Raw genomic sequence first — 25,166 nt, 5'->3', positions numbered from 1 at the left:
CCTGGTTATTTTGAGCCCGATTTACCTGAAACTATTCTTGCTCCGCTCATCAACTGAGAGGTCCCGTTAGAACTCGCTGTCTGCGCAGCCTGGGTTCCCCGGCTGAGCATTCCTTCTACACCTGAACCTACGCTATACCCAGCCCAGCTCATTGCGGCTAGAAAGACCATCGGCAGTACGATGAACATCGCCCCCATCACATACTCAATCACCTGTGCCGTGACGGTTCCATCCATAAAACCGGATGTCGGCAGCGACAACAGCACCTGATTGGACGCCGAGACTTGGTTGTACAAGGTATCGAGCATGCTGGAGTCGACCCAGCGGGCCAACTCCCACCAGAAGGTCAGCATGTGCAGCGTGAACAGCGCGAACGTCGCCGTCATGACGGTCTTCAATTGGTAGGTACTGACCAGAAGGATCAGCGGCAAGCTGATGATGACACCCATGATCAGGAAAGCCTGCACCATCGGCAGGGCAGCGCGTAGTGCATTTATTGCCGGGAAGTTGCTGAACGAGCCAAGGGCCAGCCCAGTGTTGGTGGCCAGGTTATTGAGCCCCTGATTGATCGACCCACCGCGAGCACTGGAGCCATAGTCCTGGTACACCTGTCCGGGCGACATGGACATCGATTGTTGGCGCGGGCTGACCAGTTCGCGCAGTGTGGCATCCTCGATCTCGTTGCTTGAGCGACCAGTCAACCAGCCTTTCAGCTGAGTCAGCAGCGAAGGGTCAACTTGCTCGACCAATCGTGCTCGCAACCCGATACCGCTGTCACTCCACCATTGTTTGCAAGTGGGGTAGCCCGCGCCATTCTCCAACCGTGGCAAGGAAATATCGCGGGTTTCATCATAGGGCCAGCTGACTCGTGGTGTCCGTGAGTGATCTGTGTCGTAGTAGTCCGGAGCGTCGAGAAAATAGCTTGAGCCGATCCAAGACGCATCATGACTTTGAGCCTTGTCCAGCTGTGGACGATTGGTGAAGAGCCGAGAGCGGGAATAGCCGTAGCAGTCGCGAGTGAAGTCGGCGACTTCCTGTAGCAGTACCTGGTTATCGATGCGAGAACTGTCGATCTCCATGCGCATCTGCCGGATATCCGGTGCGCAGGGGATGGAGGCGGTGGCCGCCGCAGTCACGCCTTTGCTCACGGCGTGCACCAGAAACCACCAGATCGGCACATTGGCAGAGCGCTCGCCTATGGTATTGAAGGTCGTGCCCCAGGCGGTTTCTGCTGGTTTGGCCACACTCACGCCGCAGCGCTGACTCGCCGCATCATCGAACGCCATTGAAGCGAGGTTTAGCGGAAAGACCGGCGCGCAGCCGAACAAGACGACGATGTAGGCCAGCCACAGCCGGTTCTCTATCCGCGGTACAGAGAGCAAACCCTTGTTGCCTTCATCCGCGCCTTGCTGACGGGCCGACAACCACTCTTGCAAGATGATCGCGCCGAAGGGTGCGGCGAACAGTCCAGTGTCGGACAGGACGTTCCAGATACCGTTGTTGATGATCCAGGCCAGCAGGGAGAGGTAAAACTCCAGGTAGCTGTTGGTGCTCATGAGCATGGTGGTGACCTCACAATCGAGAGAGCTCGACGCAGGTAAAGAGCAAAAGCCCTAATGTCCCGGCGCGTTTCACGCGCAGTCGGTCCTGCGGTCGATGTCGGTAGCGCCTCAGCAGGTCCCACCAGAGCGCAAAGAGGACGCCATAGAGCAGGGCGCGCCACCACCGCAGATAAGGCCGTATCGATTCCAAGGTTTGCTGCCAGACCTCGAAACTGCCCAGCGCAGTGCGGCCGATCCAGGCGACCAGTGCGGCGGTCAAGATCATCACTGCTGCAACCCGCAGACTTGAAAGCAAAGTGAATAGCAGTGAGCGTTTCATGGCTCACTTGCGCCTGGCGTCGGCGTCGTTGAGTCGGCCAGGTTCAGGGTCGCCTTGCTCGACGGTACGCGATGCGTCGGCACCACCGGCATGCCGGTCGAGCACCAGGCTGGCGGTGTTGGTGGCCAGCATCTGCCGTACCTGCAGTTCGGTCTGCAGCAGGCGTATTTCGCGCTCCAGGGTGTCGATGTTTTTCGTCAAGGCGCTCTGGGCCGGCTCGGCGGAAGCGATGTTCGGCTCGTGACTGCCTGCCAGCAGCGTGCGCAGTAGCAGCAGTGCCTTGTCGAGCACGCTGGACAAGGCCGTCTCACTAGCTAGGCGCCGTGCCAACAGATCCTGGTCGGGATCGTCGCGCAGCGCTTCAATCACGCCACGGGTCACCGGCAGCATCGGGCTGGAGGCTTTCGCCAGGTTGTCAGGGGTAGGCGGCAGCGAGCCCGACAGCAGCCCTTGCAAGGCCTTGAGACGTTCGCTGTAGGCCTCCTGGATCAGCGGCGATAACCCACTGCCAGCGGTAGCACGCAGGGTTTCGCAGGTGTCGCAGGTCGCGACTTCGCTTTCCCCCAACACGCGTACGGCCCATTCGGATTCCTCTTGGGGCGAGGTCCATGTCTGGCAAATAGCCCCGCCTAAGCAGTCGCTACTACTGATCGAAGTGCTGTCATCCACCGTGCGGTTATGCAGCAGGTTATAGCCCGCTCTCACCACGTCGGAAGTCACACGAATGGGCGTCTGCCCATTCCCACCAGCCTTCGAACCGCCCACCCAGGACACCCCATTGTTGCCGTTATGGGCCTCGGTGCTTTTCACCGCGGCCACCGCATCACCGGCTGTTTGCTCCAGATTGCCCTGCATCTCCTGGTTTTTGGCCAGTTCGCCCCAGCCGGCTTGACCGACCTTATCCGCCATCTTTTCGGCCATGGCCTGGCAGGTCAGCTTGGAGCGGTCGAAGTCGATGCGCCCCTGCATCACACCATTACTGAGCAACTCATAGAGACCGGGGTTGGCGCGCTGGATGATCAACGCCGGCAGCGACATCACGGCTTGGGTCGCGTTCTGCACGATGCTGCTCATGATCTGCTGGAAACCTTCGGTCACGCCATTCAGTTGGTTTTGCAGGGTGTTGGTGAGGCTCATGTTTCCGCACATCATGTTCGCTCGCCATGACCCGCCGACACCGAGACCACTGGGCCGGTAGAGCGAACTCGGTGAGCCGACCGCCGAGCCGCCACCAATGGTGTACATCACTCGGTCGTCGAGTACTTCGCCTTGAGTGCCCAGGCGGTAGTCACCTCCGGCGGCGTCGGCATGCGTGGCCATGGTGAGTAGTCCGCAGAGCAACAGACTCGACACGCCCAGCCATCGTCGTCCGAGAAGCCGACTCATGAAGCACCGCCTTCGAAGTCGATGCTGAACAGGAAAGTTTGTCCCTCACGTTTGCAGCAGCTATAGGGACGCCACAGCGACCAGGCGTAGCCGCCATCTGCGCTCTGTACCGGATCGCTGGGGAAGATGGCACATGTGGGTTGAACCAGGGGGGAGAGCAATTGCCATTTGTGGGTCGAAGCATCGTTTTCAACGATTGGGCCAGGCGGCCAATAACCATCGCGTGGTACGGGTATGAGCGGTAAATACACATGCGGCTGCCAGTTGCGAGTAATGACGTCACCCGCTCGCTGCGCCATCACCGCAGCGGCTTTGAAGTCGTCGGGTTGTACCAGAAATCCTTGCCGGGGATAGACGTTGCCCCACATGTTGCCCGCGAGCTGACGACCGATCTCACGGACTCCCGGTAAAAGCGACTCGGGATAAAGGCTTTCAGGGATGCCATGACGCCAGGCCAGTGAGTCCAAAGTGCTCAAGTAGTAGGGCATGAACGCAGTGGCGCCGCTGGCGCAGGCGTAGCCGGATTGCGAGGCCAGTTGCGTGGCGGCCCAGCCTCCGGGGTGGCCGATGCCATCAACATTTTTGAAACGAGGCAGGTTATCGCGCTGGGTGTTCGGCGTGATCAGGTTACCGCCACCTTCCGCACCGCTGGTGGGAGAGCAGAGAGCGGCCATCTCGGTCCACGGATTGCTGCCGGTGGTGGTATAGCTCGAGACCACCAGTTCAGGAATGAAGTGACGAACCTTGGTTGAGGCTTTAACCGTGCAGCCGAAGGGGGTGCAGAGCAACCAAAAGCAGATGCCGACGACTCTGTACTCGAGGCAGTCTGGAGAAAGTACGGAGGTGGTAATGTTGCCGGTATCCAGCGCTACGCTTGATCCGGATGCCAGCAGAATGCTCATCACCAAAGGATGTAGCTTCTGGGGCGAAATGTGCGGGCAGGCAGCAGACATGATCCTGGCTCTGGTTGTATGGCCTGGACAGGTTCAATAATCGAGAGAGGGGTGTCAGTGAGAAAGTCGAACGCAGGATTGTCGGTTTATAACGATCTTCTAGATCAGCAGAGGGTCATTCAGCGCTCAGCGTACGAGCAAGCGCGTCAGACTCGATGAGCAACTGATCCGTTTTGATCTGGAAAATGTTGGCGAGTTTGCAGAGGACCAATAAGGACGGGTTGCCTACCCCTCGTTCGATTTGACTCACGTAGGTACGATCCACCTCGGCCATGAGCGCCAATTGCTCCTGGGTAAGGTTCTTCACGCGTCGCATCGAGCGGATATTTTCCGCGAGTTGCAGACGGAGCTGTTCGAAGTCTTGAGTCATGCGCGCAAACTGCGCCTTGAGGGACTCTCAATCCACGGGATATAGTCTACATTGGCTCTGATTCGGGCTTTTTTGATGCTTAAGCCGAGTGTCAATTTTGTTTCTATGTTGCTTAGAACAGACCGAGCATTAATAAATAATCGAAAGCTAAGGTGTCTATGGACGAAAATTACGTTTCAATTCCGGCGGCGGACGGCTGCCCGAGCCTTTTGACACCGTGGGGCAGCGAATTTGCGCCTATGATCGAACGTGGCGTGCAATGCGCCCAGGTCTGGCTTAATACAGCCGGTGACGTACCGCTGTGGTGGGAACTGGCGCAGGCACGGAAGACTTGTCCGGCAGGAGAATCTCAGGATGCTTTCGAAGCAGGATTTTTATTGAGAATTCAGCAACGGCTTCAAGGCGTTTCACCGTAGCCGTGCGGCTCCAACCCTGACGATATGGCCTACACGGGAAAATTTACTGGAAGGTATGGTTCCAGGCTCCATTCCTCTAGAATGGAGATCTGACAGAAGTGGCGTTGGTCTGTGATAAACAGATTTACGTAGCTAGGATTCTGATAAGTGCAGATTCTGCACGCTCTGAGAACGTGGAGCGCGATATGAAAGCCGACCAAGTGTTGAGTGACGATCTGGTGAGCCGACTGGAGGGTAAAATCCCAGCCATGGCTGAAGGTGCGATCAATACGGCCTATATCAACGCGCTGGCGGCCGGACGCAGCGTGATGGAAGTCATGGACGGCAAGCTCGTTGAGACGACTGCCGACGGTAAGCACAAGGTTATTCGAGTGGCCAAGCCCAAGCATAAAGTGACCTTGGGCGGGATTATCAAGGTGCACCGCTGCTCATGACCGTCCCTCGGCTGAGGGTGTTTGCCGGCCCTAATGGTTCCGGTAAAAGCACAATGAAAAGTGCCGTCCCTTCTCACCTGATCGGGATTTACATCAACCCGGATGAAATCGAAAAGGCTGCCAAAGAGGGCGGACGCCTGGAGTTCAGCGATTTTCAACTGGAAGTCGAAGGTGACGAGGTTCTCGGCTTTATCAAGGCGCACCGACTGATTCGGTCGACCCAGCTCGTTGAAGAGGCATCCAAAATAGGCTTCAGCAATAACGGCCTGAATTTCCAGTCCGTCGCGATGAATTCCTATTTTGCTTCCGTGCTCTCTGATTTCATGCGGCACAAGCTCCTTGAAGCCCAGTTGTCTTTCACCTTCGAAACGGTGATGTCTAGCGAGGACAAAGTCGCTTTTATGCTTAAGGCAAAAGCGTCGGGATATCGAACCTACCTCTACTTTGTCGCCACTGAAGATCCTGACATCAATATCAACAGGGTCAAGAACCGTGTCGCGGCAGGTGGGCACCCAGTCCCCACGGAAAAAATTGTGCAGCGCTACGGTCGTTGCCTGAACCTATTGCCAGCAGCCATCGCAGCCTCGAACCGGGCTTATATCTTTGATAACTCCGGCGCTGATCTGGTGCTGCTCGCTGAAGTAACAGACGGGACTGACCTTGAATTCAGGGCTGATGAGATCCCCGACTGGTTCATGCAAGCCTACGTGGAGAAGGTTTTCAAGGATTTGCTGCCGGATTGATCGAAACCTAGGATCAGCTCCGTTTCACTTAATTCCTCGCATCCTATCGATCCGTTCAGCTACCCGGTAAGCCGCCTCCAGTTCCGAGCAGCCGGTGCTCTGCATCAGTGTCCAGCGTTCTGCTTTTTCCTCGGGCTCCGTCATGGCCAGGGCGAGATAAAGACTTGGCGGCACGGCCCGAAACAGCGTCTCGAGCTTCTTCGATAGCACGACCCCCTCAGTGTATTTCCCCGGCTCCTTACTGGCGGAGAGCAGCAAGGCTTTCTGTGCCGGCGTGAGTTTCTTGAACCGTGCGATTTCTTCGATTTCCGCGGGCGGCATGTTCAAGCAAATCCACCATTCGATCATGTTGAGCATGGTCTGCGCGGCGGTGGGGAAGTCGGCAAGGTTTTGCGTCGCCAGCCAGAACCACGCGCCGAGCTTGCGCCACATCTTCGTGCCCTTGACCACGAAGGGTGCCAGCAGCGGGTTCTTGGTGATGATATGGCCCTCGTCGGTGACCATGATGATCGGTCGGCCCAGGTACTGGTCTCGTTCGGCAAGGTTATTCACGGTGTTCATCAGGCTGATGTAGCTGATGGACATCTGTGCCTCGTAGCCTTCGCGAGCGTAGGTGGCCAGATCGACAATGGTCACATCGCTCTCGGGCCAAGGCGTGCCTTCACGATCGAACAGTTCACCCTCGAAACCCTGGCAAAACAGGTCCATGGACTCGCCCATTTCCTGGGCACGCTCGCGACGTTTCTCTGGCAAGTGCGGGTCGGCGGCGACGCGCAGCAACGCGTCGCGCACATCGCGGGTCAGTACCCGGCGCTCCGCTGCGACACAGGTCTGTGCTGCATCTAGGATGCACTCGCGGATCAAGCTGCGATCGGCTCGACTCAGGCGCGCTTCTTCCTTGGCTTCGCCGCCGGTGATCATCAGGCGGGCGGTGATTTCCAGTTCGCCGAGAACATCGCGCTGGTCTTCGCGACTGGTTACCACCTCATCGTCCCACTCATCGATCGATAGACTCGCCACCTGATCCGGCTGCTCGACCAGGCGCCAGGCATCGGCGAACGGGGCGAGGCTGACCGCGGTACCAGGTTTCAATTGGACCTTGTTGATCGACAGGCCTTGCGTTGCGAAGTAGTCGCCCTGTAAACCGAATGAGTTACCGGCCTCAACGATGAACAGGCGAGGGCGGTACACCGCCATGACCTGCATCAGCAGGGTGACCAGGGTGGCCGACTTACCGGCGCCGGTCGGGCCGAATAACAGCAGATGGCCGTTCATGGCCCGGTCCAGGCGTGACAATGGGTCGAAGCTCAATGGCGAGCCGCCGCGGTTGAACAGGGTGATGCCCGGGTGGCCGGTGCCGGTGCTTCGGCCCCACACCGGAACGAGGTTCGCCAGGTGCTGGACGAACATTAGGCGGGTGTACCAGTTGCGTGTGTCGCGGGCCGGGTTATAGGCCATCGGTAACCAACGCAGGTAGCTGTTGCAGGCGGCAACTTCATCGCCTTCACGTACCGGTTGCAGCCCCGCGCCCAACAGCGCGTTGGCCAGGCTGACCGAGCGCTGGTGCAGTTGCTGTTCATCGTGACCGCGCACGTAGAACGCCAGGGTGCCGCGGTACAGCTTGTGCTGGCGACCGATGATCGCACGAGCCTCTTCGACATCCTGACGGGTCTGGGTCGAGGCCAGGTTTTCACCGATGGCTTTGCGCGCCAATCGGTTTAACTGGTCTTCGAGCACATCCTGCGGCTTGACCACCAAGGTCATACTCATCACCGTGCCTTCGGGTAACTGGTCGAACAGGGCATTGACTGCATCACCCTTACGGGTTTCTCCGGTGAGTTGACCAATCGACGGTGCCCGTCGCAGTTTGTCCACCACCATGACCCGATGGGGTTGCCCATCGAAGTACCAGAGTCCCCGTTGCACATCCGAGCACGGTTCGTTGAAGAACAACCGTTCGGCGAAGTCGTGATCGAAGGGCAATTCCAGCGACTCGCCATCAGCAGGCTCCGGATAGCCAATACGTTGGTAAAAGTCCTCGGGCGCTTCATCGGTGAGCCTGGGCGCCGGGTTGAACCAGGGCAATAACCATGCATACAAACCGCGGCCATCAACGCGTGCCGATTGCACGCCGCACGCCTGCAACGAAGCCGCAATACGTTCGCAAGCCTGCTGCAGGGATTGCACCGGGGTGAGTCCCGTCTCCTCGGCGCCAGACTCAAGCCAGCGATAGATCACCAGGCGCACCCGGCGGTTATTGCCACGCCAGGGTAGGCGTGTCATCACCTTATCCTCGAACAGCCCGCCGGGCTTGGCGATGGTCTTCAAATGGCAACGACTGAGTTCCAAAAATGTCTCGGTGAAGACCGTGCCTCGCGCGCTGTCTTGAATATAATCGGTGAGCCGGGTCAGGTAGGGGGTGAAGTCGTTGTCGTCCTGGCAGAAAAACTGCGCCACCCACGGCGCTTGATCCAGCTCGTCAAAGCTATCCTGCATGGCATCTTCAAGAGCATCGCGCGCTGCCATCAGCCAGTCGGGTTCACGCCCTTCGGTGCCGATGGGCAGTAACTCGAACACCGCACCCACCGAGCAATTGTCATCCAACAGAAAGCACTGCTCGGTCTCGAGGTATTCGACCCAAGGCAGATGATCGGTGAAGCTGGGGCTGTGTGCATACAGTGCAGCGTCATCGGCCAAGGTCGCACGAGGGCGCGCTGGGTGGCGCCAGGCTTTCCACGCCGAAGTGCGGTTGCCCGAATCGTCGGTACGCACTACAAGTCTTCCTGACGTTCACCCGGCAATGCGTACTGCACCCGTTGGTAAAACGGAAAGACGGTCGAGTAACCGGGAATCGGTGCCTGCTCGGTACCACTCAGGTGCGGATACACGTACAGCACCAGATCGGGATTGGGCAGGCGAGGGAACAGGTTGCGGATCTCGTTCGCTGCGGTGCGCGTATACGGTTCCTGGAGAGGCGCGGAGAAATCCGCCTGAGCCAGCGGGCGGCGTAGCTGCTGCCGAGCCTCCAGCAGTTGCTGCTGAGTGCCTTGCGAACCGGCGCCATTCCAGATGTCCAGCATGGTTTGCTCGCCATGGGGCAACAGCGTGTCCTTGTCGGTGGAGCACCCCGCCAGCACCCAGCAGAGCACGCTAATCCAGGTCAGGCAGTGAAGCTTGGTCTTTTTCATGGCGAACGCTCCGGCCCTTGGGCTCGTAGTCGATGGTGATCTCATGATCGAGGTGCAGGGCGACCTGTGCTGCCGGTGGCACGTACACGGCGGCAAAGGCTTCGCCATAGAGCTTGTTGATCCACTCTCGGATGTCGCTGACCCCGCCACTGAGAATTGAATTCAGCGCGCTATTGCCACTGCTGCTGGTGACTCCGAGCGTACTGCCGCCCGAACTGATCACGCTGCTGTTGTTCTGCTCATCCCCGAGCAAGGCGGCGACACCGGCGCCGGCGGCAGTGATCAAGCTCTGGCTGCCGAAGTACTGTTGAGCGTTTGAGCGGCGCTCACCGGCAATGCAAGGAATGCCATACGGATCGGACAGGTAACCGAGTCCGCCACGAATCTTGTCTGTGTTCGAGCTCTGGGTGGTGGAGGCATTGCGGCTGGCTACCGTCTTCGGCTGAGGCACCGTGCGGATGGTGCCGTCTGTGAACACGAAAGTGATCGACTCGACTTGCCCACGAACGCAGGACAGCGTCCAGTCACCGGACGCTGTGCCGCTCATCACTGCACCCGCGACATCCGGCAGATCGACGCCGTTGGCCGTCAGGTTCTCCGGACCAACCAGTACCTTGAAGGGATAGGGATCATTCACGGTGCCGTCCACCGGGACCCGACCGATCAGCGCGGTCATGGCAACTGAACCTATCAATGTTGCGTTTTCGGGGATGGTGTAGATCGGCTTCGCGCCTTCGGTACGATCAGCGGATTGTGTCTGGTCACGTTCACCCTTGGTGGCCTCGCGTAACTGCTTCTGGCTGCGGTCGATGGCATTGTCCTTCGAACCCTCCAGTGAGTTGAACGCAGTAGGCAGACTCAGGGCGGACGCGGTCTTGGCTTTGCCCTGGGCGTCTGTGGCAATAGCATCCGAGGGCTCAATCCACTGCAGCGCATCATCGGCTGAGTGCTGCCCTTCGAACTGCGCCCCGTCGCCCGGTTCAAGCCCCAATCCAATCGGCATATCCTTGCCTTTGCCGGTCAGCCCCGACAGTTGTTCCTGCAATTGCGTCAGCAGACCACGAGCCTGGCGACTGTCTTGTTCCGCTTTGAGTCGGGCCTCGTTGGCTTGTCGGCGGCCTTCGTCGACCTGTTGGGTTACGCTGCCAAGCGCGGTCTGGATGCGCGAATCGATACTATTTTCCCGCTCACGAAGGCGGTTGTTCTCCGTCTGCAGCGAATCGTTGTGTTTTTTCAGGCCGAGCATGTCGCTGCGCATGGCCTTTACCTGGCCGACCAAGGTGGCAACCGTGTCGCGTGGGGTATCACCCGCAATACCGAGCGACTTGGCCTGCTCGGCGGATAACTGGAGGTTGCCCTGAGCAGCCGGACTTTCTGACGAAGGCGAGGTACCACCCGCGACCCAAGTTTTCAGGATGATGAACACCACGCCTAACAGCACAGCCGGTACCAGCCATTTGAGCAAGGCGTTAGCTTTCATCGTCAGCACCTCGCGCAAGGGGCGGAAGCAGCACGGCGCGTTCGAGGCCGGCACCGTGGGTGACGAGGTAGACAATTGTGGTGTCTTCAGGGCTGCCGACAGGCCCGAGGAAAGCATGCTGGAAGGACGCGGCGAACAACTTGGCCTGAAGCCGGCGTGGATCGAGTTGCACCGTCTTTGAACCACGATTGCGCAACTTCACCGCCGTCACCCAGTAATCACCGAGTCGCCATACGGCGATGGGTGTGCTGGACACGTTTTCGGTCGGCAGCAGGGTTGGCAGTTCGGTGCGCAGCTTGAGCGGGACGCGGCTTACGCCGGGTAGGGATTCTACGGTGCGCAGCGGCGCGTACAGGCTTTGCGCGGCGTAGCGCGTCAAAGCGACCGGGATCGGCGTACGTTCTGGAACAGAGGCGGTGCTGGGTTCAGCCGCGGTAGCTTGCACCTGAGCATTCTTGAGAATACGTACGGGCTCCAGCGGTTGATCGCCGGGAGTGGCCGCGATATCCAGGAGGATAATCTCGCCCGTCGTGACCGATTGCAGTTGCAGTCGGGTCGGTGCAATGGCTTCCGATGCGCGCAGGTATAGCGTGCCGCCGGTTGATTGAATGCGCAGCTTGCCCGTCAGGGTTGAGGGCACGCCGACTCGAACAGCCTCATCGACAAAGACCACTCGCTCGTGATTGATAACCAGCGGGACCGCAAGGGGAAGACGTTCCCAGTGCATCAGCTCGACGGCCTGCGCTGCAACTCCCCATAGCATCAGTGCGATGATGATCCCCAGGGTAGAAATCCGCGTCATGGCTCACCTCCAGGCAGGGAAATTTTTTGCGGTGTGCCCTGATAACAATCCAGCGCCAGTCCCCACTTGTTGCGTTCGGGATCCAGGTCAAAACGCACCACGCGCAATGGATAACGTACCACCACCCGTTTCACCGGTTCGGCGGCGTAATACTCATCGGCGTTGAGGTCGAGGGTGACCAGCCAGCTGTCGCGATCGAGTTGCTTGACCCGGAGTTCCGGATCTTCGCTATAGCCTCGGCCCAGAATTTCGTAGACACCACGCACCCGCTGGCGCAGTTCGCCGCCGGCCTTGCGGTACTCGTAGTCGCCGTCGAGGAAGGCTTTGCAGGCGGGTGTCAGGTAGGACTGCAAGCTGTAGATAGCGCGGCGGTAATCCTGTTCGCCGTCCGAGGGCCAGCGGTTGAGTTGGCCAAAGATGTACAGCGCAAAGGCATAGACATTCTCTGAGGGGACATCCCACCATTTGCGGGTGCTGCCCGAGCGCAGATCTGGGGGGACATGCACGGTCAGCTCGGTCGGTGCCGAGCGCCAGCCATACCAAAGCCCGGCACAGACCAGGGCAAGGATCATTACCGCCAGACGTAGGCTGAAAATGTGGGCCTGTTGGGCATCCACCTTGTTTCGAAAGCGGCTCATGGCTGCCACCGGGACAGGGCAGGGTGCAGTCGATGCGAACGGCGAACCGTCCAGGCGCCGGAGTGGAGTATCAAACCCCCGCAGCCCAGGCGCCAACGGCTGGCCAGTATCCATTCGAGCTTGCGGTACAACCAGGTCTCGGGACGGGCGCGTTTAGCCCGACGCAGTAGCGTCCCACCGGCCAATAACACCACCGCCATGCCTCCGATCATGCTGGTCGGCGCCACGGCAATGGAGGAAGTGGCAATCGCCAGAGGAACACCCAGCACCAGGCCAATGACTGCGCCGACACCGAGCGCTACCCACATCTCATCATTGGTCAAGCCGCGCAGCACGGCGGGATCACGATTGAGTCGCTCAGGCAGAAAGACCAAGGTGCCGTCGGCAAGGCGTTCGATAGTGTCGTTCATGTCGACCTCACAGAATCGCGGCTGCCTTGGTCAGGAACCAGATGATGATAACCACCAGCAGCGCTCCAATGCCGACCACCGCACCCAAGTCCTTCCAGGTCTTGCGCTGGTTCTGTACGTCGGCATAGACGGTCAGCGAGTGCCAAGCTACGCCGAGGAAAGCGAGCAGAGCGATCAGCAGGCCGAGGAGAATGCCGCCGTCGTAGGCGTAGTTTTTGATCGTCTCGATCAACCCAGAACCTTCACCACGTGAAGGGGCTTCCATGGTGGGAAGCTCGGCAAAAGCGAGACTTGGACCGAGCACCAGCAGCAGTCCAATCAAGCGCTGACTGGCACGATCACGCAGGTTGTTTTTCAGGGGGGCAAGGCACTTGAGCATGGCGGCGATCTCCTGGATTAGGACAGGGTGAAGAACATCAGTACGAGTAGGGCGAGCAAGACGCGCGCGGCGCTGCCGCCGAAGGCACCGAATCGCACACTGCCTGCCGCCCAACCCCGGTAAGCCGTCCACATCACCCAGGCACACCACAGGAAAGCCAGAATGAGAACCATGGACAGCCACAGCGTCGAACTGCTCTGCGGTGAGAAACCGGATGCGTTTTGGAACGCTGAGTTCTGATCGTCAGTCATGCTCATGGCGACGGCTCCGTTAGCGTGGTGTCGAGGCGGTAATCGCCGACGAGTTCGGCGGGATCGCGGGGTTGAGCGCGAGAAGGGGAAAGATAATCCTGCACACCGAGGCGGATGCGCTGGATGTCTTGAATTAGGCGGGGATAGTCGAAGCGATATCGTGTGGACGTGCCTAGAGTATTGTTTGTATTTGCGCGATTCGCGAGGTGCTCGGTAACCTCAAGCTGTTTTTGGATGAGCTCCATCTCAACCGGTTCTTGACTGGGTGTCGCGTTGGCGCAGCTGCACGCCACCAACAATATGGAAATCAGAGGGCGGGGGATGAAGGGAGTAAGCATGGCGATTGGCTCTGGATTCTCACGTGCAGGATTGTGAAAATGACTAGCTAAATCCCTAGGAAAACTGAAGCAGAGACAATCGATTTTGAGGGCGATTGACCTCTTGGATGTTCGTGATTTGCGCGGTTCACATACGCCGACGATAGGGTTGTGCCAAGGTGTTACCTCCTCGCTTTTGAACATGAAGTTGGTTTTTAGGGAGAAGTTTTTATGCAATGGGTTTATCTGTTTATAAAACCATATTATTGGATATCTTTCATTGCCTCTTATGGGGTGGCGCAGAACCTAGAAGGGATTGGGTGGTTTGGTTATTTTAATGGCATATACGAGCCAGGTATACCGTACCCGTTATTGAATCTTAGTCCCGTTGCGGGCGTTAAAATAATTTCTACGTTTTTTTTCATGCTCTTGGTTTTGATGGGCTTTATATTTGTCAGAGGTGCTTATGTTCTAGGGCATAAGCCGGGCCTGTTGGGTTTGTTGGTCGTGTTTTTTCCTGGGGTTTTATCATTGGCTGGGTTCTCGCCGAGTTGGTGGTTGCTTATTCCTGAAAGCTTTAATCTGGGGGCGGGCTATATAGGGGGTTTTTGGAGTAGCGGGATAAATTTCTTAATTGCGTTCGTCTTGGGGTGGTCGATTGTTTTAATTGTCGCAAATTTATTCAAAAGCCCGAAGTTTAAGCATGGCTATGACCATCTGTGGTGTATGTTAAGCCTGGTGGGATGTATGTATTTGGTGGTTGACTCTCAAGCAAGATTTGATCGCGATCAAATGGTTGATACTAATAAATTGCTAGGGGATTATTTGCTCTTTTATAAAGATCGGTATCAAAGCTTGAAGGGAAGTTGTCTAACCGACACCTCTTTTTCAGCGGCCGAAAATGCAGTCTGCAAGTCCGCTATCAATGTGTATTCGACATTATCGTTAAATAGCGTCGGGGATGAGCCAGAATTGAGGCGATACGGAGATTCGTGGCTGCAATCATTACCAGGTCCCAATGATATCGCTAGGATAAATGCTTATTTTTGTACTCACAACGGCAGTGACGCGTGCCGTGAAACGCCTTCCCATCTAATGATAAGTAGTCAGGAGTTTGGTAGCAAAGATTACATTCCATTGACTGCCCATGGGGAGCGTGTAGCTAAACTTTATGACAAGCTTGGAAAGTTAGTCGATAAAGTTAAACTGAGTCGCGAGCACGAAAATCTAAAATATTTCCTCTTTTGTATTGTTTCTTTTCTTGCTGGCGGCAAGGCCGCAACAGCGTCATTGTCAATAATAGGAGAGGGTAACATGAAGTCGCGCTCGTGGTTGTTGCGAGCATTGATAGTAATATTTTTTAACTGGTGGTTCCTTATAAAGCTGAGGGCTCGCTAAGTGACAAGTCATTCTGGCTTTCCGGCTCACTTGGGTAGGAGTGCTGTGAGTTCCTTGGTTGTACTTTAGGTGGGTTGTTTAAATGTATTTTTTGAATGTGGTTGTCGTCAAGGCAGTGGCTACACCGAGCATCACGGCGCAGGGAATAAAAACGGCCATTGGATTGAATGTAATGGGCAATAATAGGTAAATGATCCAGGGCATAATCAATAGCGGTATCAAAGTCCGTTTTGCACGGTGGTATACAAAGCTACTTTCCCGACCTGCGCCAAATTTACGCAGGTCTCGGCGTATCAAGCCATCGATAAAACCAGTGAACATGGCTAGCAAAAATAAGGGGGTGGCCAGGATCAGAATGGCTAGGCGCACCGTGAAGGTAAATGTCACATACACTGCGGCCAGCACGAAATCTTCAATGCTCACGTACAGCTGATTGGTCCAACTCCAGAAACCGATACCCTGGCTCGACACCCGCGCCTGCCGGGCAAAATCCGCAAAGCCAGTCTTGACCAACAGCCACTGATTGACAAAATCCAGCCACTGGACAATCGTCTGTCCAGGCTGTTGGATGATGAGTGAAGCTTGGAAGTGCTCGCTGAGCCATCCCACTTCGCTATTCAACATGGCCTGGCTGTGTCGCCAGCCCTGATCGCCCCAGAAGAGCAGCAGGCCGGCGAACTCTATGAAGATCGAGAACAGCAACGAGGCGATCAGCAATCCGATGATGCGCAGGATTAAGGCGATCGCCGAGATGATTAACCCCGAGCGCTGGACCGGTTGTGGCGGCGTGTGCCGGACGGAACTCGCCATCGTTCACTCCATAGCGCGCTGCAGTATTGATGTCGTCACGACGCCTTCTGGACAGTTTTCTGCTGAATCGAAACCTGAGGCAGGGGCGGGCTATCCCACCTGATCCAGATCGAAGTTGGTTGTTGGGCCGCCACCGCTTGCGCTCCACCATTGCCCTGCCTGCTCGTTGTAGGTGGCCCGCATTCGCTGGGTAAGCTCCTGTAGGTCCTTGGGCATGGCATCGTCGTTAGAGGGTTTTGGCAGTGGCATGCGCACTTTCCAGAGCTGCCCACCGGCCTGGAAAGAAAACATTTGCCCTTTGGGCAAACCGACGATGTGTGCGGGCTCGATCAGCGGCACGCTGGTGCTGCCGACATGGTCCTGTGAGGACGAGGTGAAGTCCGTGTTGGCTTCAGGATCGGAGGTATCGGTGGCACCCGACACCAGGGTCTTGGTCAGCACGTTAACCTTGGGCAACTGCTGTGTGAGCAGCTCCGCGGTGGCGGTCTCGCGTACGCGGAGCATCTGCAACGTATTGAAGTTACCAATAACCTGGCCGGCCTTGGCGCGATTACCAGTGCGCGCTTCGATATCACTGAGGGTCTGGGTGTAAGCCGTCACCTGGATGCCAGCGCCACCGCCCTTGTTGATCAGCGGGATGAATTCATCGCCCATCAGCTCGTTAAACTCATCAGCGTGCAGGTTGATCGGCAGCTTGTCACCGGTGCTGCCCGATTGGGGCAGGCCATGGTCAATCCCATGTTTGTAGATGTGGCCCGCGACCGAGACCAAGTCGGCGAACATGGAGTTGCCGACGGCGGCAGCCACCTCGGCATCGGTCAGTGCATCCAGGCCGATGTAAACGATGCCGCGTTTACGGATGATCTGCATCCAGTCGAAGATCGGCCGCGGGTCATCTAAATCGGTGTAGTTGGGCGCCAGTAACTGAGCGGTCTTGCCGGTGGTGAGTTTCTCCAGCAGCGGCAGTAGCGAAGCCACGATTTTGTCGAAGTAAGTACGGTCGTAGCGTACCGCCGAACGCAATCCGTCCAGTACCGGATCAAATACCCGTTTAACCGCCAGGTACTGCTCGACGGCCACCACGCGCTTTTCGCGCCCGACCATATGCCGGGGAATATTCTTTTCAGTCAGCTTGCCTTCAAGCTGGACAATCACTTCCCACGCTTTCGGATCGGTCTTGGCGAAAAACTGTTGCGCGTATTCGATGAACAACGCGTCGATATTGACCACATGTCGCTGGATTTGGAGGTAGTCCGGACGTCGGCCCAACTCGATTAAAGCCCGAGCAATGATATTGACGAAGCGCCAGGCGAACTCACGGAAAGCCGCGGAGTTTCCCTCGCCGCTGAGCTGCCCGGCAATGCGCGACGCCACTTCCGAGATACGACCGAAACGTCCCACCGCGTTGTAGCGGGCGGAGATCTCCGGCCAGCCCAGATGGAAGACATAAAACTCCTTCTCCCGACCGGCGCGTTTGGCTTCTACGTACATGCGTTTGAGCAAATCGGCATCGCCCTTCGGATCGAAGACGATCACCACCTCGTGTTCAACGCGATGGATGTCTTGGGTGATGTACACCTCGGCGAGCCGCGTCTTGCCAACACGGGTCGTGCCCAGCACGAGGGTATGCCCGACTCGTTCACCCAGCGGCAGACTGACTTCCGTTTCGTCGGGCTCAACCCCATGCAACAGCGGTGAGCCACCGACTGGGGGTAAAGGGCGCAACGGATTAAAGGCGCTGTCCCAGGCCGTGACACGGGCCAGTGTCGAGAGCGGAAATGGTGCATGTTCTAGGCGACGTTCGAGTCCACGTGCCAGGCGGTAACGGGTCGGTTGGTCGACGTAGTGAGCGACGGCCGGATCCTGGGCCTCGACCAAGCGCTGGGTGTGCAAGCGGGTCCAGCGAAAGCCGCGGCCCATGAACAGACGTTTGCGGCTCACCGGAATCTGCCGGCTGGTCAGCTCGTAGCGAGGCAGCCGGCGGATATTGCGCCGATAGCGCAGAACCTCCCAGGCTTGTCGCAGCCGGATCAGGCCGAACAGGGCGTAGGCCAGCGCCGCAACCAACCCGATCTCGGGTGATAGGGCCACCGCCCAGGGCGAGTACACGCACAACACCCCGGCGGCGATGCAGATTGCTACGGTGTACAGCTCCACCGCTGGCCGGAGCTTGGACTCCATCGCATGCACGGCCATGACCTGGACTCACTGTTCCAGCGAGGTGGCGGTGATCAAGGCGGGGTAGTGCTCAATCTGTAGGCGGGTGGCGATGTCGTTGCCGTTGACCGGCAGGATGGTGACGCCCGGGGCGGCTGCTCGAATCCGGGCCAAAGCTCCGGTATCGGTTACTTCAACCGCTAGACCGGCCGCGCCCATTTCCTGCAGTTCAGTCGCGCGTTGATGCAACCAAGCCAGTGACTGGGGATCCTCACCTACTAGGAAAAATGGCCGTAAGCCGGGCATGTTCAGGGCGCGAGACGTGATTTGGCCGGGGCTCAAGTGAGAGCTGCGGACGGGTAGTATCCAGGCTTCATCGGCAAAAGTGGACAGGTCCGCATGCATGGCCCGATTAGACTGGATCTCGTTGTTTATTGGCGGCCTGGCGACCTGAAAATGGAGGCGGGTGAAGTCGCTAGGCTGATCCCCGGCTACGGTCAGTTCCGGCTGGGCGAAAGGAGCCAAGAGCGGGATGAAATAGCAGATAGGGGGTATTCGCTTCATTGTGGTGTGCCCTGTGTGAAGGAAACCTGCAATCGTGCGAGTTGTCGGGAAAAGCCGGCGCGGTAACGCGCGGCCGGCGTTCCTCCTGCCGGGCGGTGATATCGGCCGGCAGCTGACACCCAATCACCGGTAGCGGCGTGATGCTCCTGCAACAGCGCGGCAGTCACGGCGAGATTTCGGTAGGGATCGAGGGCTTCGCAAGGGCTGGAGTAACGTTGTCCGTGGTAATCCAGGTTGGTTTGTCCAAGACCGACATCAACTCGCTTGGCGTCATGCCGGGCGAGTGCTTGAAGCAAGGCGTGACAGGCGGCCGCTCGGGTGGTGAATCGGTAAGGTATTCCTGCGATGTTCAGGGTCCACGGCCAGGGCAGCAGTCGACCCCGGACGCGGATACCACTCTCCTGCAGGACAATCGCGAACAGCACCGTAGAAGGGATGTCGGCGTCATGCGCCGCCAGTTGGTAGGCCGGAGGCGGAAGTTCGTCAGCCTGGACGGCGAGCACCGTCAGCATGAGTGCAATACCGCTCAGTCGAGGCGTTGCCATTGTCCATTCACCTGCTGGAGATTGACGGGTAATGGTTCTGGGGCACCCAGGCTGAACCAGCGACCACGGTCATGGTTCAGGGTGATCTGCCGGCGTTGAACCTTGGCCGGATCGATGTCTGCTTGACGAGCCCAGCTACGGACACGTTCATCCTTGCCCTGGCTGCCCACCAGATAGATATCGAAAGCCATGTCGCTGCTTTGCAGACGCTGCGCTTCGGCGGTGCACGCTAGGCAATGGTCCTCGACAAACAAAGCTCGGCGCGGCTCTACCGGTGAGCTAGCGGTGGGCGGGGATGCCATACCCTGAATCGGCAACAGCCCAGGAAACAGCTTGGCCCAAGCCGCGGTGTAAGCGTTTTGGTAAGCCAACTCGCGCTCGGCGCGTTTGGCTTCCAACGCCACCTGCAATTCGGCATAGCGCTGGCGCTCTTGGTCGGTCTCTGCCTCGACGCCGAGCGCAGTCAGTGGATCGAGGTTCGGGCTCCAGAAACCACGCGGGCCGGCTTGGATCTGTTCGAAGCGTGTCCACTCCTGCTCCGTGAGCCCCCAGCTTGCCGCCTGTTCAGAGTGCGAGCGCCCCAGCGGAGTGGACTGTGTGTCCTGGGCCCGCGAGGGTGTCGTGACAGGGTTGCCCATCGCTGCGCCCGTGCTAAGCAATGAAACGAGACAGACGACGGGAGACAGTAGCGCTCGGCTCATGATCGCCTCTCAAGGGAGTTGCACGGTCTGGTCTGGCTGAGTGGGCACCGTGAAGATGGCCGCGTTCGGCTCTAGCACCTTCAGCTGCCAGGCGCCGAGCTGCTCGCCGTTGTGCAGCAACCGGATATCCTTGAGCGAGCGACTATCAGGAGGTGAGACGGCCAGAAAGCGCTCGCCACCGCGAGATTCGACACCCAACACTGAGAATGGCGGCGAGAGCGGGGCAGGTTTTGGGCGAGAGGCTTTTTTCGGCTCGTCCGAGGAGGGCGTCGGTGCTGGGAGTGATAGCTGGGTCTTGGGGGCCAAGAGTTGCTGCTCAACGTGCTCAAGTCGTGCGCGTAGCGCGATCATGTCGGCTTCGGTGGCACGGTCTGCCAGGCCGTCGCGTAGCTCCTGTATCTCTTGCGCCCATTGATCCAACATCGGATCGAGGGTATTGGCCTGTTGTTCACCGGTATCGACCATCTGCTTCAGGTCTTTCAGTGCGTACTGCAGCTTTTCCTGTGCATCCATGAGAGTGGTTGAATCACGTTGCAGGGTGCCCAGGGCCTGTAGGCGTTGGGTGTTCGCATTTTCCAGCTCGGTCACGCGTTGATACTGGTTATACAAACCACCACTCAGCCCGGAGACCGCCAGGCAAAGTGAGCCGACAATGAGGGTTTGAAACGTCGGGGCTTTCATGGGCGTGCCTCCGACTGATGGGACGAGATTGGTGTGATCTGCACGGTGCCAGCGTCATTTTTCTCCCGTTCGAAGCAGACCGAACGGCTGACCTCATCGGTCGTGAGTTGCCAGGCGGGGCCAGCCAGTACCTGCAGTGCGCTACGTAATGGGATCGGGCCGAGCCGGTAATGGGCTGCGGGCAGAGGCCGGGTGAAAAGTATCTTTACTGGTTCGGCAGAAGTGCAGAGCGAATAACCCGAGCGCTGCAGCACGTAGTGCATCGCCTCCTGTACCGAGGGATTCAGGTGGGACGGAATGCTCACGTCAATGATTTGAGCGAGAAGATCACGTTGTTCTGTGGTGGTCTCGGTGCTGACCCGCGTATAGCGGCCATAGCGGAGCTCTGACGGATGGCTTTCGTCGGCCGGGTTCCTCGATAACTGGGGCCGATTGGAGCCACCGTCAATCTCTGGATTAGTCGGCAATGGGGTTGGGATTTGCGCAGTGCAAGCACTCAGCAAGCCCACCAGGCAGACAGGCGTGAAAAAACGCTCCATGGAAAAAACCTCATGTCAGATTCAGTGCAGAACCTGACATGAGGTGAAGGAGCCAATCAGTGAGAAAGTTGACTCAAGGCGAGTCGTATTAACGCTGAAGGCATTGCTACTCATCAAAAATGGCTAGCCCATCCAAGACGGCAGCGTCGGGGTCGAAGATCAACAACCTCACATCCGCCAATGCCGCCAGATACAGTACGTTGACCAAGGCCTCCGGCGTACCGGCGTCGAGCTGCTCTTGCCTCAGCGACGAGTAAGGATTGCCCTCGATCTTCACCAAGTTATCGTCGGTCCAGGGCGTTCCGATCAGCTTACATCCGACGCCATTGCAGTCTGGCAGGGCAAAGGGTTCAAACAGCAGTCCGGTTGGCTTGGAGTCGAAATTGCCAACCCGGATTTCCAAGTGGCGCAGTGCTTCGTCAGTGAGGTGTGCGGTACTGATTTCCCAGGCTCGACTGTAGTGTCCTGTGTCGAAGTTCAAGCGATGGATCATGGCTTGGGCTTCTTCCAGGGAGTACAGGTCTCCGACATGATGTCGCTCGTTGAGCATTTCGCCAGTCACGGCATAGGTCACTTGCCGCACCAGCCCGGTGGACTGGAAGCGTTCATCCAATTCATCCGGAATGGACTGACCCTCGCTGATCAGAGCCACGTCGTCATTGAACAGGCAGGGAAACAGTTCTAACGCATCATCGGGCAGATGGGCTTGTGCGTCGTGTACGGGGCGAAAGCAGGGAGGGCAGTCATTTGCGTAAGTGATCTGTAGCAGTCGTTCGATATGCAGTTTGTTGTAGCCGCGAGCAAATGGATTCGAGGTTTCCGGCAGAGCTAAGGGTTGGGGTGTTGGGTTCATGAGGATTCTCCAGAAGGGAAATGAATAAGGCGTCCGAAGACGCCTTTGGGGGGGTTAAAGCCAGCCATGCTCGGCAAGAGAGAGAGGACGACCTTCACCGACGATGAAGTGATCCAATAAGTGCACTTCGATCAAGTCCAAGGCCTCTTTCAACCGTGCGGTCAAGGCGCGATCCGCCAGGCTGGGTTCCGTGCAACCGGAGGGGTGGTTGTGAACGACAATAGCAGCTGCCGCGTTATGTGCTAGGGAGCGCTTGACGACTTGGCGCGGGTGGACACTGGCGCCATCGATGCTTCCGTGAAAGAGGATTTCGAATGCCAGAGCGCGATGGCGGGCATCGAGAAAAATCACACCGAAAACCTCATGTTCTTGGGGGGCAACATGCAGTTTTAGATATGAAGCCACGGCGTCAGGTGACGTCAGGCTGGGGCCGCGGGTGAACAGCCGACGATCCAAAATGTGCAGCGCTTCGTCGATCAGCTGGTTTTCCTGGGCGATACGATCTGCCTCGACATCCGAGGCTTCAATTAGGATGAGCTGGGTGTTCATGAGGTACCTCCGAAGGGAACAATCCGGGGGTACACACCCGAGGGGAGTGGTTTCCCCGAGGTGGATATAGAGTCACGGGCATTGCCCTATGACGCGCTGTTTACAGCCGAGTGAATCGGTGGCGTTGTCCGTGCAGGTGTGAATCACAACCATCGCAGGGCAATGGGGAGAAGGGTCTTATTCCGCGGCAAGTTTCGGGATCGAAGTCGGCACTGATGGGCATTAGCCGAACCAGCCCAAGATGGAGGTCGACAATGCGTTTCGCGATCTCATCTGTCGTGTAGTAGAGCGATAACGTGCTGTAGTCCTCGTAAGCCGCAGCGAACAGGCAATCGTCGCAAAGCCAGAAGGATTCCATATCGGTTCTCCTGTGCTGACTGAAGAAAAGGCGCTCGATTGAGCGCCTTGATGTAAACGTCATGAATCGTTCAGGCGGACTGAACAGTGCGTGTGGCAACACGGCGTGACGTGCGGGGAGTGGGTGGAGATTCAGGCTCAATCCTGGATTCTGTTGGGGTGTCGGTATCCTCAGCTTCGGCATCAGTCGACGTTGGGGATGGCTCACTGTTTGGCGCTTGCTCAGCAGGTGCTGTTGCCTCCTGCCTGGCAGGCGCTTTGTATTCGAACATGCCGTTGACCTTGATCCAGTCGATGTACAGCAGACGACCTTTCAGGCTGGCGCCCGGCTGGCCTTGTTTATCGCCTTTCTCATAGAGAAATGGGTCAAACCACAGGTCGCCGATACGGAACGACAGCAAGACCTTTTTCTCGGCTTTGACGGCGTCCATATAGAGACGAATCAAGCGTTCAGCTTCGCCTCCAGCGACTTTGCAGTCGAAGCGGGTGTACTCGACTGCATCGGTGGCACCGTGCAGGGCTGCGATATCGCAGGCCATGAACGGCTGGCCGCGGCGGACTTGTACTTCACGAACACGGTTGAGGTAGCCGATACCGACGGTGTGCAGATTGAAGTAAGTGGTCGCTTCTTGGGATTGGTTGGTGTGGGCCATGGTGGTTCTCCTGTTTCAAGGGAAAACGGCGACGCACAGCCCCCTGAGGGGGAAGTGAGCCCCGTCAGGGTGGGTAAGGTGAAGGCGAGCGATGAACGACTCGTCACCGGCAAGCCGATGACGAACAGAACGGTGCGCCTGGGGAATAGCGATGCAGCAGAAGAGGATCCGCAGTAGTGGTCTGCGGATCTGGGGTAGTGGGCATTCATCACCGCTGACGCGGTGATCGTGCGAGCCTCCGAATGCTGATCGCACTTGGGTAAACCACCACGAGCGTGGCGTAGCCTTGAAGGTTCAAGCTACCTGGGCTGGGCTGTCAACGACAGCGAACCACACCTTTTGTATAAGCCTGTCATAGGGGAGCGTCAAGACGCCCCAAGCCGTTTTTTTATGGCCGGAATACAGTGGAAATTACTGGACTGAAGAAAGTGAAGAATGGGCCTGGCTAGGGGCCAGGCGAGGAATAGAAAAGCCACCTTAGGCGGTCTGACGCAGTCGACAAGCTCCTCGCAAAACTTGATTTAACCGGGTCATGATTCGCCAACCGACCCTTATCGTGGCCTGGGTCGGAATACGCTGGCACGCATCCGCGCACAAAGGGTGCCCAGTATTTCCCCGGCGGACTCCGGGATTGAATGCGATCGCGGTAGCGGATGACCGCTGCTGCCTGGCAGAAGCAACAGTGGACATCCGCCACATTGATCCGGTCGAGCACAAAGCGGGAATGAAATTCCGCAGAAGAGAAGGCTCCGAACTCAGGGAGTCCGACCGAGCTACCCGGAGCGAATCGGTCTTGGGTCGCCTTAGCGATGATCCTGAGGCACTACAGCAGAGCGGATGTGACGACGTCAAGCCAGTGTGCTGAGAGGTTATTTGCTACTGAGATGAGCGGCCAGCTGTTCGACGGTCGTCAGGATAAAGACACGGTCGCGTTCTTGAAGGCCGCTCAGCAGGCCCGCGATCATCTGGCCCTGGTCGTTGGGGCGAGTGCTCGACTCCGTCAGCAGTTCATCCATCCGGCAGTCGAAGATGTCTGCCAGTTGCATCAGCTTGACCACGGAAAGCTCCACCACACCCCGCTCAAGGCGCGAAATGGCTTCGCTGCCGATTCCCAGTCGTTCAGCCACCTCTTCCTGGGTCAGATTACGCTGGGTGCGGTGCTTCGCGATCATGCGTCCGATTTGGGCTTGGGTTGGATGTTTATGTGCCAAGTGATGAGTTCTCCAATTCAACCCGAATGGTTGAGCAAAGACCCGTTGACATGAACATCCTTAACGGTTGAGTATCGACTTATAGGGTTGTTATATTGACTGAAATACCTGTTTGTCGCGACGTGACATGTGTTCCTTCAGGAATCAGAGCCCGTAGTGACCAGTGAGACTGAGCGGTCTGATAGGACCAAACGGAGGAAAGGTTGAGCATGGATGAGCAGCGCGAGAACGACATGGACTTGATCTGGGATCGAACACTGGAGCTGTTCATTAAGATCCATGATTGCCCTGGTAACCCCGCACACTTCGACAGCCTTGTTCATTGGCTCAACGAAGATCCTGCTCACCTGAAAGCGTTCAACGAACTGGGGCAGATATGGATCGCGACAGGCATCGCGTTGGCCCGTGAAATCGGACAACCGCTAAGCGACTTGGAGAAGGATCAACTGCCGTTGATGATGCACTGACCCGTACATCAGCCCCCCAAAGATTCATGTGAT

General features: G+C 57.7%; 31 protein-coding genes. 5 read left to right on the top strand and 26 right to left on the bottom strand.

Annotation, left to right across the window (positions count from 1 at the left end; all coding sequences use genetic code 11):
* Window positions 1-5: 5 nt before the first annotated feature.
* The 5 genes from J3P89_RS16610 to J3P89_RS16590 all read right to left on the bottom strand — a co-directional run bounded on the left by J3P89_RS16610 (window position 6) and on the right by J3P89_RS16590 (window position 4,590).
* A complete protein-coding gene (locus J3P89_RS16610; protein WP_434694955.1) occupies window positions 6-1,562 on the bottom strand; it encodes a conjugal transfer protein TraG N-terminal domain-containing protein in 1,557 nt (518 codons plus the stop codon).
* 10 nt (window positions 1,563-1,572) lie between these two features.
* The gene (locus J3P89_RS16605; protein ID WP_434694953.1) at window positions 1,573-1,881 is read right to left on the bottom strand and encodes a hypothetical protein; all 309 of its coding nucleotides are present in this window, start codon (window positions 1,879-1,881) and stop codon (window positions 1,573-1,575) included.
* Window positions 1,882-1,884: 3 nt separating this feature from the next.
* Window positions 1,885-3,267, bottom strand: a complete 1,383-nt coding sequence (locus J3P89_RS16600) for an integrating conjugative element protein (RefSeq protein ID WP_434694952.1) — start codon at window positions 3,265-3,267, stop codon at window positions 1,885-1,887.
* Window positions 3,264-4,220, bottom strand: a complete 957-nt coding sequence (locus J3P89_RS16595) for a TIGR03756 family integrating conjugative element protein (protein ID WP_434694951.1) — start codon at window positions 4,218-4,220, stop codon at window positions 3,264-3,266. The genes J3P89_RS16600 and J3P89_RS16595 overlap by 4 nt, the downstream gene beginning before the upstream one ends.
* A 115-nt stretch (window positions 4,221-4,335) precedes the next feature.
* Window positions 4,336-4,590, bottom strand: coding sequence for a helix-turn-helix domain-containing protein (locus J3P89_RS16590; RefSeq protein ID WP_434694950.1), 255 nt, complete (start codon window positions 4,588-4,590; stop codon window positions 4,336-4,338).
* Between the two features lie 158 nt (window positions 4,591-4,748).
* On the opposite strand from J3P89_RS16590, the gene J3P89_RS16585 reads away from it, so the two are divergent.
* From J3P89_RS16585 to J3P89_RS16575, 3 genes are all read left to right on the top strand, one after another.
* Window positions 4,749-5,006, top strand: coding sequence for a LasR-specific antiactivator QslA (locus J3P89_RS16585; RefSeq protein ID WP_434694949.1), 258 nt, complete (start codon window positions 4,749-4,751; stop codon window positions 5,004-5,006).
* Between the two features lie 185 nt (window positions 5,007-5,191).
* Complete coding sequence (locus tag J3P89_RS16580) at window positions 5,192-5,440, top strand: hypothetical protein (RefSeq protein ID WP_017529804.1); 249 nt, start codon at window positions 5,192-5,194, stop codon at window positions 5,438-5,440.
* On the top strand, window positions 5,437-6,183 hold the full coding sequence (locus J3P89_RS16575; protein WP_434694948.1) for a zeta toxin family protein: 747 nt from the start codon (window positions 5,437-5,439) through the stop codon (window positions 6,181-6,183). The genes J3P89_RS16580 and J3P89_RS16575 overlap by 4 nt, the downstream gene beginning before the upstream one ends.
* A 24-nt stretch (window positions 6,184-6,207) precedes the next feature.
* On the opposite strand, the gene J3P89_RS16570 is transcribed toward J3P89_RS16575, so the two are convergent.
* From J3P89_RS16570 to J3P89_RS16530, 9 genes are read right to left on the bottom strand one after another with little or no spacing between them, the layout of a single operon-like run.
* Window positions 6,208-8,955 (bottom strand): conjugative transfer ATPase, encoded by a 2,748-nt coding sequence (locus tag J3P89_RS16570; RefSeq protein ID WP_434694947.1) that lies wholly within the window; start codon window positions 8,953-8,955, stop codon window positions 6,208-6,210.
* Complete coding sequence (locus J3P89_RS16565) at window positions 8,955-9,371, bottom strand: TIGR03751 family conjugal transfer lipoprotein (RefSeq protein WP_213624593.1); 417 nt, start codon at window positions 9,369-9,371, stop codon at window positions 8,955-8,957. Before J3P89_RS16565 ends, J3P89_RS16570 begins: the two co-directional genes overlap by 1 nt.
* Window positions 9,334-10,851 carry a TIGR03752 family integrating conjugative element protein gene (locus J3P89_RS16560; RefSeq protein WP_434698012.1) on the bottom strand — a complete coding sequence of 506 codons (1,518 nt, stop codon included), beginning with the start codon at window positions 10,849-10,851 and terminating at the stop codon, window positions 9,334-9,336. Before J3P89_RS16560 ends, J3P89_RS16565 begins: the two co-directional genes overlap by 38 nt.
* Window positions 10,841-11,653: a TIGR03749 family integrating conjugative element protein gene (locus J3P89_RS16555; protein WP_434694946.1), complete on the bottom strand. Its 813-nt coding sequence runs from the start codon at window positions 11,651-11,653 to the stop codon at window positions 10,841-10,843. The genes J3P89_RS16560 and J3P89_RS16555 overlap by 11 nt, the downstream gene beginning before the upstream one ends.
* Window positions 11,650-12,291, bottom strand: coding sequence for a PFL_4703 family integrating conjugative element protein (locus J3P89_RS16550; RefSeq protein ID WP_434694945.1), 642 nt, complete (start codon window positions 12,289-12,291; stop codon window positions 11,650-11,652). The genes J3P89_RS16555 and J3P89_RS16550 overlap by 4 nt, the downstream gene beginning before the upstream one ends.
* Entirely contained in the window at window positions 12,288-12,701 is a 414-nt protein-coding gene (locus J3P89_RS16545; protein WP_434694944.1) for a TIGR03750 family conjugal transfer protein, read from the bottom strand. Before J3P89_RS16545 ends, J3P89_RS16550 begins: the two co-directional genes overlap by 4 nt.
* Window positions 12,702-12,708: 7 nt before the next feature.
* Complete coding sequence (locus J3P89_RS16540) at window positions 12,709-13,080, bottom strand: TIGR03745 family integrating conjugative element membrane protein (RefSeq protein ID WP_060738069.1); 372 nt, start codon at window positions 13,078-13,080, stop codon at window positions 12,709-12,711.
* 17 nt (window positions 13,081-13,097) lie between these two features.
* Entirely contained in the window at window positions 13,098-13,337 is a 240-nt protein-coding gene (locus J3P89_RS16535; protein WP_434694943.1) for a TIGR03758 family integrating conjugative element protein, read from the bottom strand.
* A complete protein-coding gene (locus J3P89_RS16530) occupies window positions 13,334-13,885 on the bottom strand; it encodes an RAQPRD family integrative conjugative element protein (protein WP_434694942.1) in 552 nt (183 codons plus the stop codon). The genes J3P89_RS16535 and J3P89_RS16530 overlap by 4 nt, the downstream gene beginning before the upstream one ends.
* Between J3P89_RS16530 and J3P89_RS16525 the strand changes: the two genes are divergently transcribed.
* Window positions 13,880-15,046 (top strand): hypothetical protein, encoded by a 1,167-nt coding sequence (locus J3P89_RS16525; RefSeq protein WP_434694941.1) that lies wholly within the window; start codon window positions 13,880-13,882, stop codon window positions 15,044-15,046. The two genes, J3P89_RS16530 and J3P89_RS16525, sit on opposite strands and share 6 nt — an antisense overlap.
* 78 nt (window positions 15,047-15,124) lie before the next feature.
* Here the strand turns inward: J3P89_RS16525 and J3P89_RS16520 are convergent, their stop codons facing one another.
* The 12 genes from J3P89_RS16520 to J3P89_RS16465 all read right to left on the bottom strand — a co-directional run bounded on the left by J3P89_RS16520 (window position 15,125) and on the right by J3P89_RS16465 (window position 24,666).
* A complete protein-coding gene (locus J3P89_RS16520) occupies window positions 15,125-15,856 on the bottom strand; it encodes a TIGR03747 family integrating conjugative element membrane protein (protein ID WP_434694940.1) in 732 nt (243 codons plus the stop codon).
* Window positions 15,857-15,946: 90 nt separating this feature from the next.
* The gene (gene traD, locus J3P89_RS16515; protein WP_434694939.1) at window positions 15,947-18,052 is read right to left on the bottom strand and encodes a type IV conjugative transfer system coupling protein TraD; all 2,106 of its coding nucleotides are present in this window, start codon (window positions 18,050-18,052) and stop codon (window positions 15,947-15,949) included.
* A 9-nt stretch (window positions 18,053-18,061) separates the two neighbouring features.
* Window positions 18,062-18,577, bottom strand: a complete 516-nt coding sequence (locus tag J3P89_RS16510) for an integrating conjugative element protein (RefSeq protein ID WP_434694938.1) — start codon at window positions 18,575-18,577, stop codon at window positions 18,062-18,064.
* Window positions 18,574-19,122 carry a lytic transglycosylase gene (locus tag J3P89_RS16505; RefSeq protein ID WP_434694937.1) on the bottom strand — a complete coding sequence of 183 codons (549 nt, stop codon included), beginning with the start codon at window positions 19,120-19,122 and terminating at the stop codon, window positions 18,574-18,576. The genes J3P89_RS16510 and J3P89_RS16505 overlap by 4 nt, the downstream gene beginning before the upstream one ends.
* Window positions 19,104-19,823, bottom strand: a complete 720-nt coding sequence (locus J3P89_RS16500; RefSeq protein WP_054070103.1) for a TIGR03759 family integrating conjugative element protein — start codon at window positions 19,821-19,823, stop codon at window positions 19,104-19,106. The genes J3P89_RS16505 and J3P89_RS16500 overlap by 19 nt, the downstream gene beginning before the upstream one ends.
* A 9-nt stretch (window positions 19,824-19,832) precedes the next feature.
* On the bottom strand, window positions 19,833-20,504 hold the full coding sequence (locus J3P89_RS16495; RefSeq protein ID WP_434694936.1) for a chemotaxis protein: 672 nt from the start codon (window positions 20,502-20,504) through the stop codon (window positions 19,833-19,835).
* A complete protein-coding gene (locus J3P89_RS16490) occupies window positions 20,501-21,043 on the bottom strand; it encodes a PilL N-terminal domain-containing protein (protein ID WP_434694935.1) in 543 nt (180 codons plus the stop codon). Before J3P89_RS16490 ends, J3P89_RS16495 begins: the two co-directional genes overlap by 4 nt.
* Before the next feature lie 106 nt (window positions 21,044-21,149).
* Window positions 21,150-21,896 carry an ABC transporter substrate-binding protein gene (locus J3P89_RS16485; protein ID WP_434694934.1) on the bottom strand — a complete coding sequence of 249 codons (747 nt, stop codon included), beginning with the start codon at window positions 21,894-21,896 and terminating at the stop codon, window positions 21,150-21,152.
* Between the two features lie 54 nt (window positions 21,897-21,950).
* Window positions 21,951-22,445, bottom strand: coding sequence for a RadC family protein (gene radC / locus J3P89_RS16480; RefSeq protein WP_054070099.1), 495 nt, complete (start codon window positions 22,443-22,445; stop codon window positions 21,951-21,953).
* A 100-nt stretch (window positions 22,446-22,545) separates the two neighbouring features.
* Window positions 22,546-22,803 (bottom strand): hypothetical protein, encoded by a 258-nt coding sequence (locus J3P89_RS16475; RefSeq protein ID WP_434694933.1) that lies wholly within the window; start codon window positions 22,801-22,803, stop codon window positions 22,546-22,548.
* Between the two features lie 70 nt (window positions 22,804-22,873).
* A complete protein-coding gene (locus J3P89_RS16470; RefSeq protein ID WP_434694932.1) occupies window positions 22,874-23,455 on the bottom strand; it encodes an STY4534 family ICE replication protein in 582 nt (193 codons plus the stop codon).
* Window positions 23,456-24,324: 869 nt separating this feature from the next.
* Window positions 24,325-24,666 carry a helix-turn-helix domain-containing protein gene (locus J3P89_RS16465; RefSeq protein ID WP_434694931.1) on the bottom strand — a complete coding sequence of 114 codons (342 nt, stop codon included), beginning with the start codon at window positions 24,664-24,666 and terminating at the stop codon, window positions 24,325-24,327.
* Between the two features lie 209 nt (window positions 24,667-24,875).
* Between J3P89_RS16465 and J3P89_RS16460 the strand changes: the two genes are divergently transcribed.
* Entirely contained in the window at window positions 24,876-25,133 is a 258-nt protein-coding gene (locus tag J3P89_RS16460) for a hypothetical protein (RefSeq protein ID WP_054070096.1), read from the top strand.
* Window positions 25,134-25,166 lie beyond the last annotated feature (33 nt).

This window comes from Pseudomonas sp. Z1-14 (assembly GCF_051132005.1).
Lineage (GTDB): Bacteria > Pseudomonadota > Gammaproteobacteria > Pseudomonadales > Pseudomonadaceae > Aquipseudomonas.
Note: the sequence above shows the minus strand (reverse complement) of the source record. Positions and strands in the feature narration are given on the sequence as shown.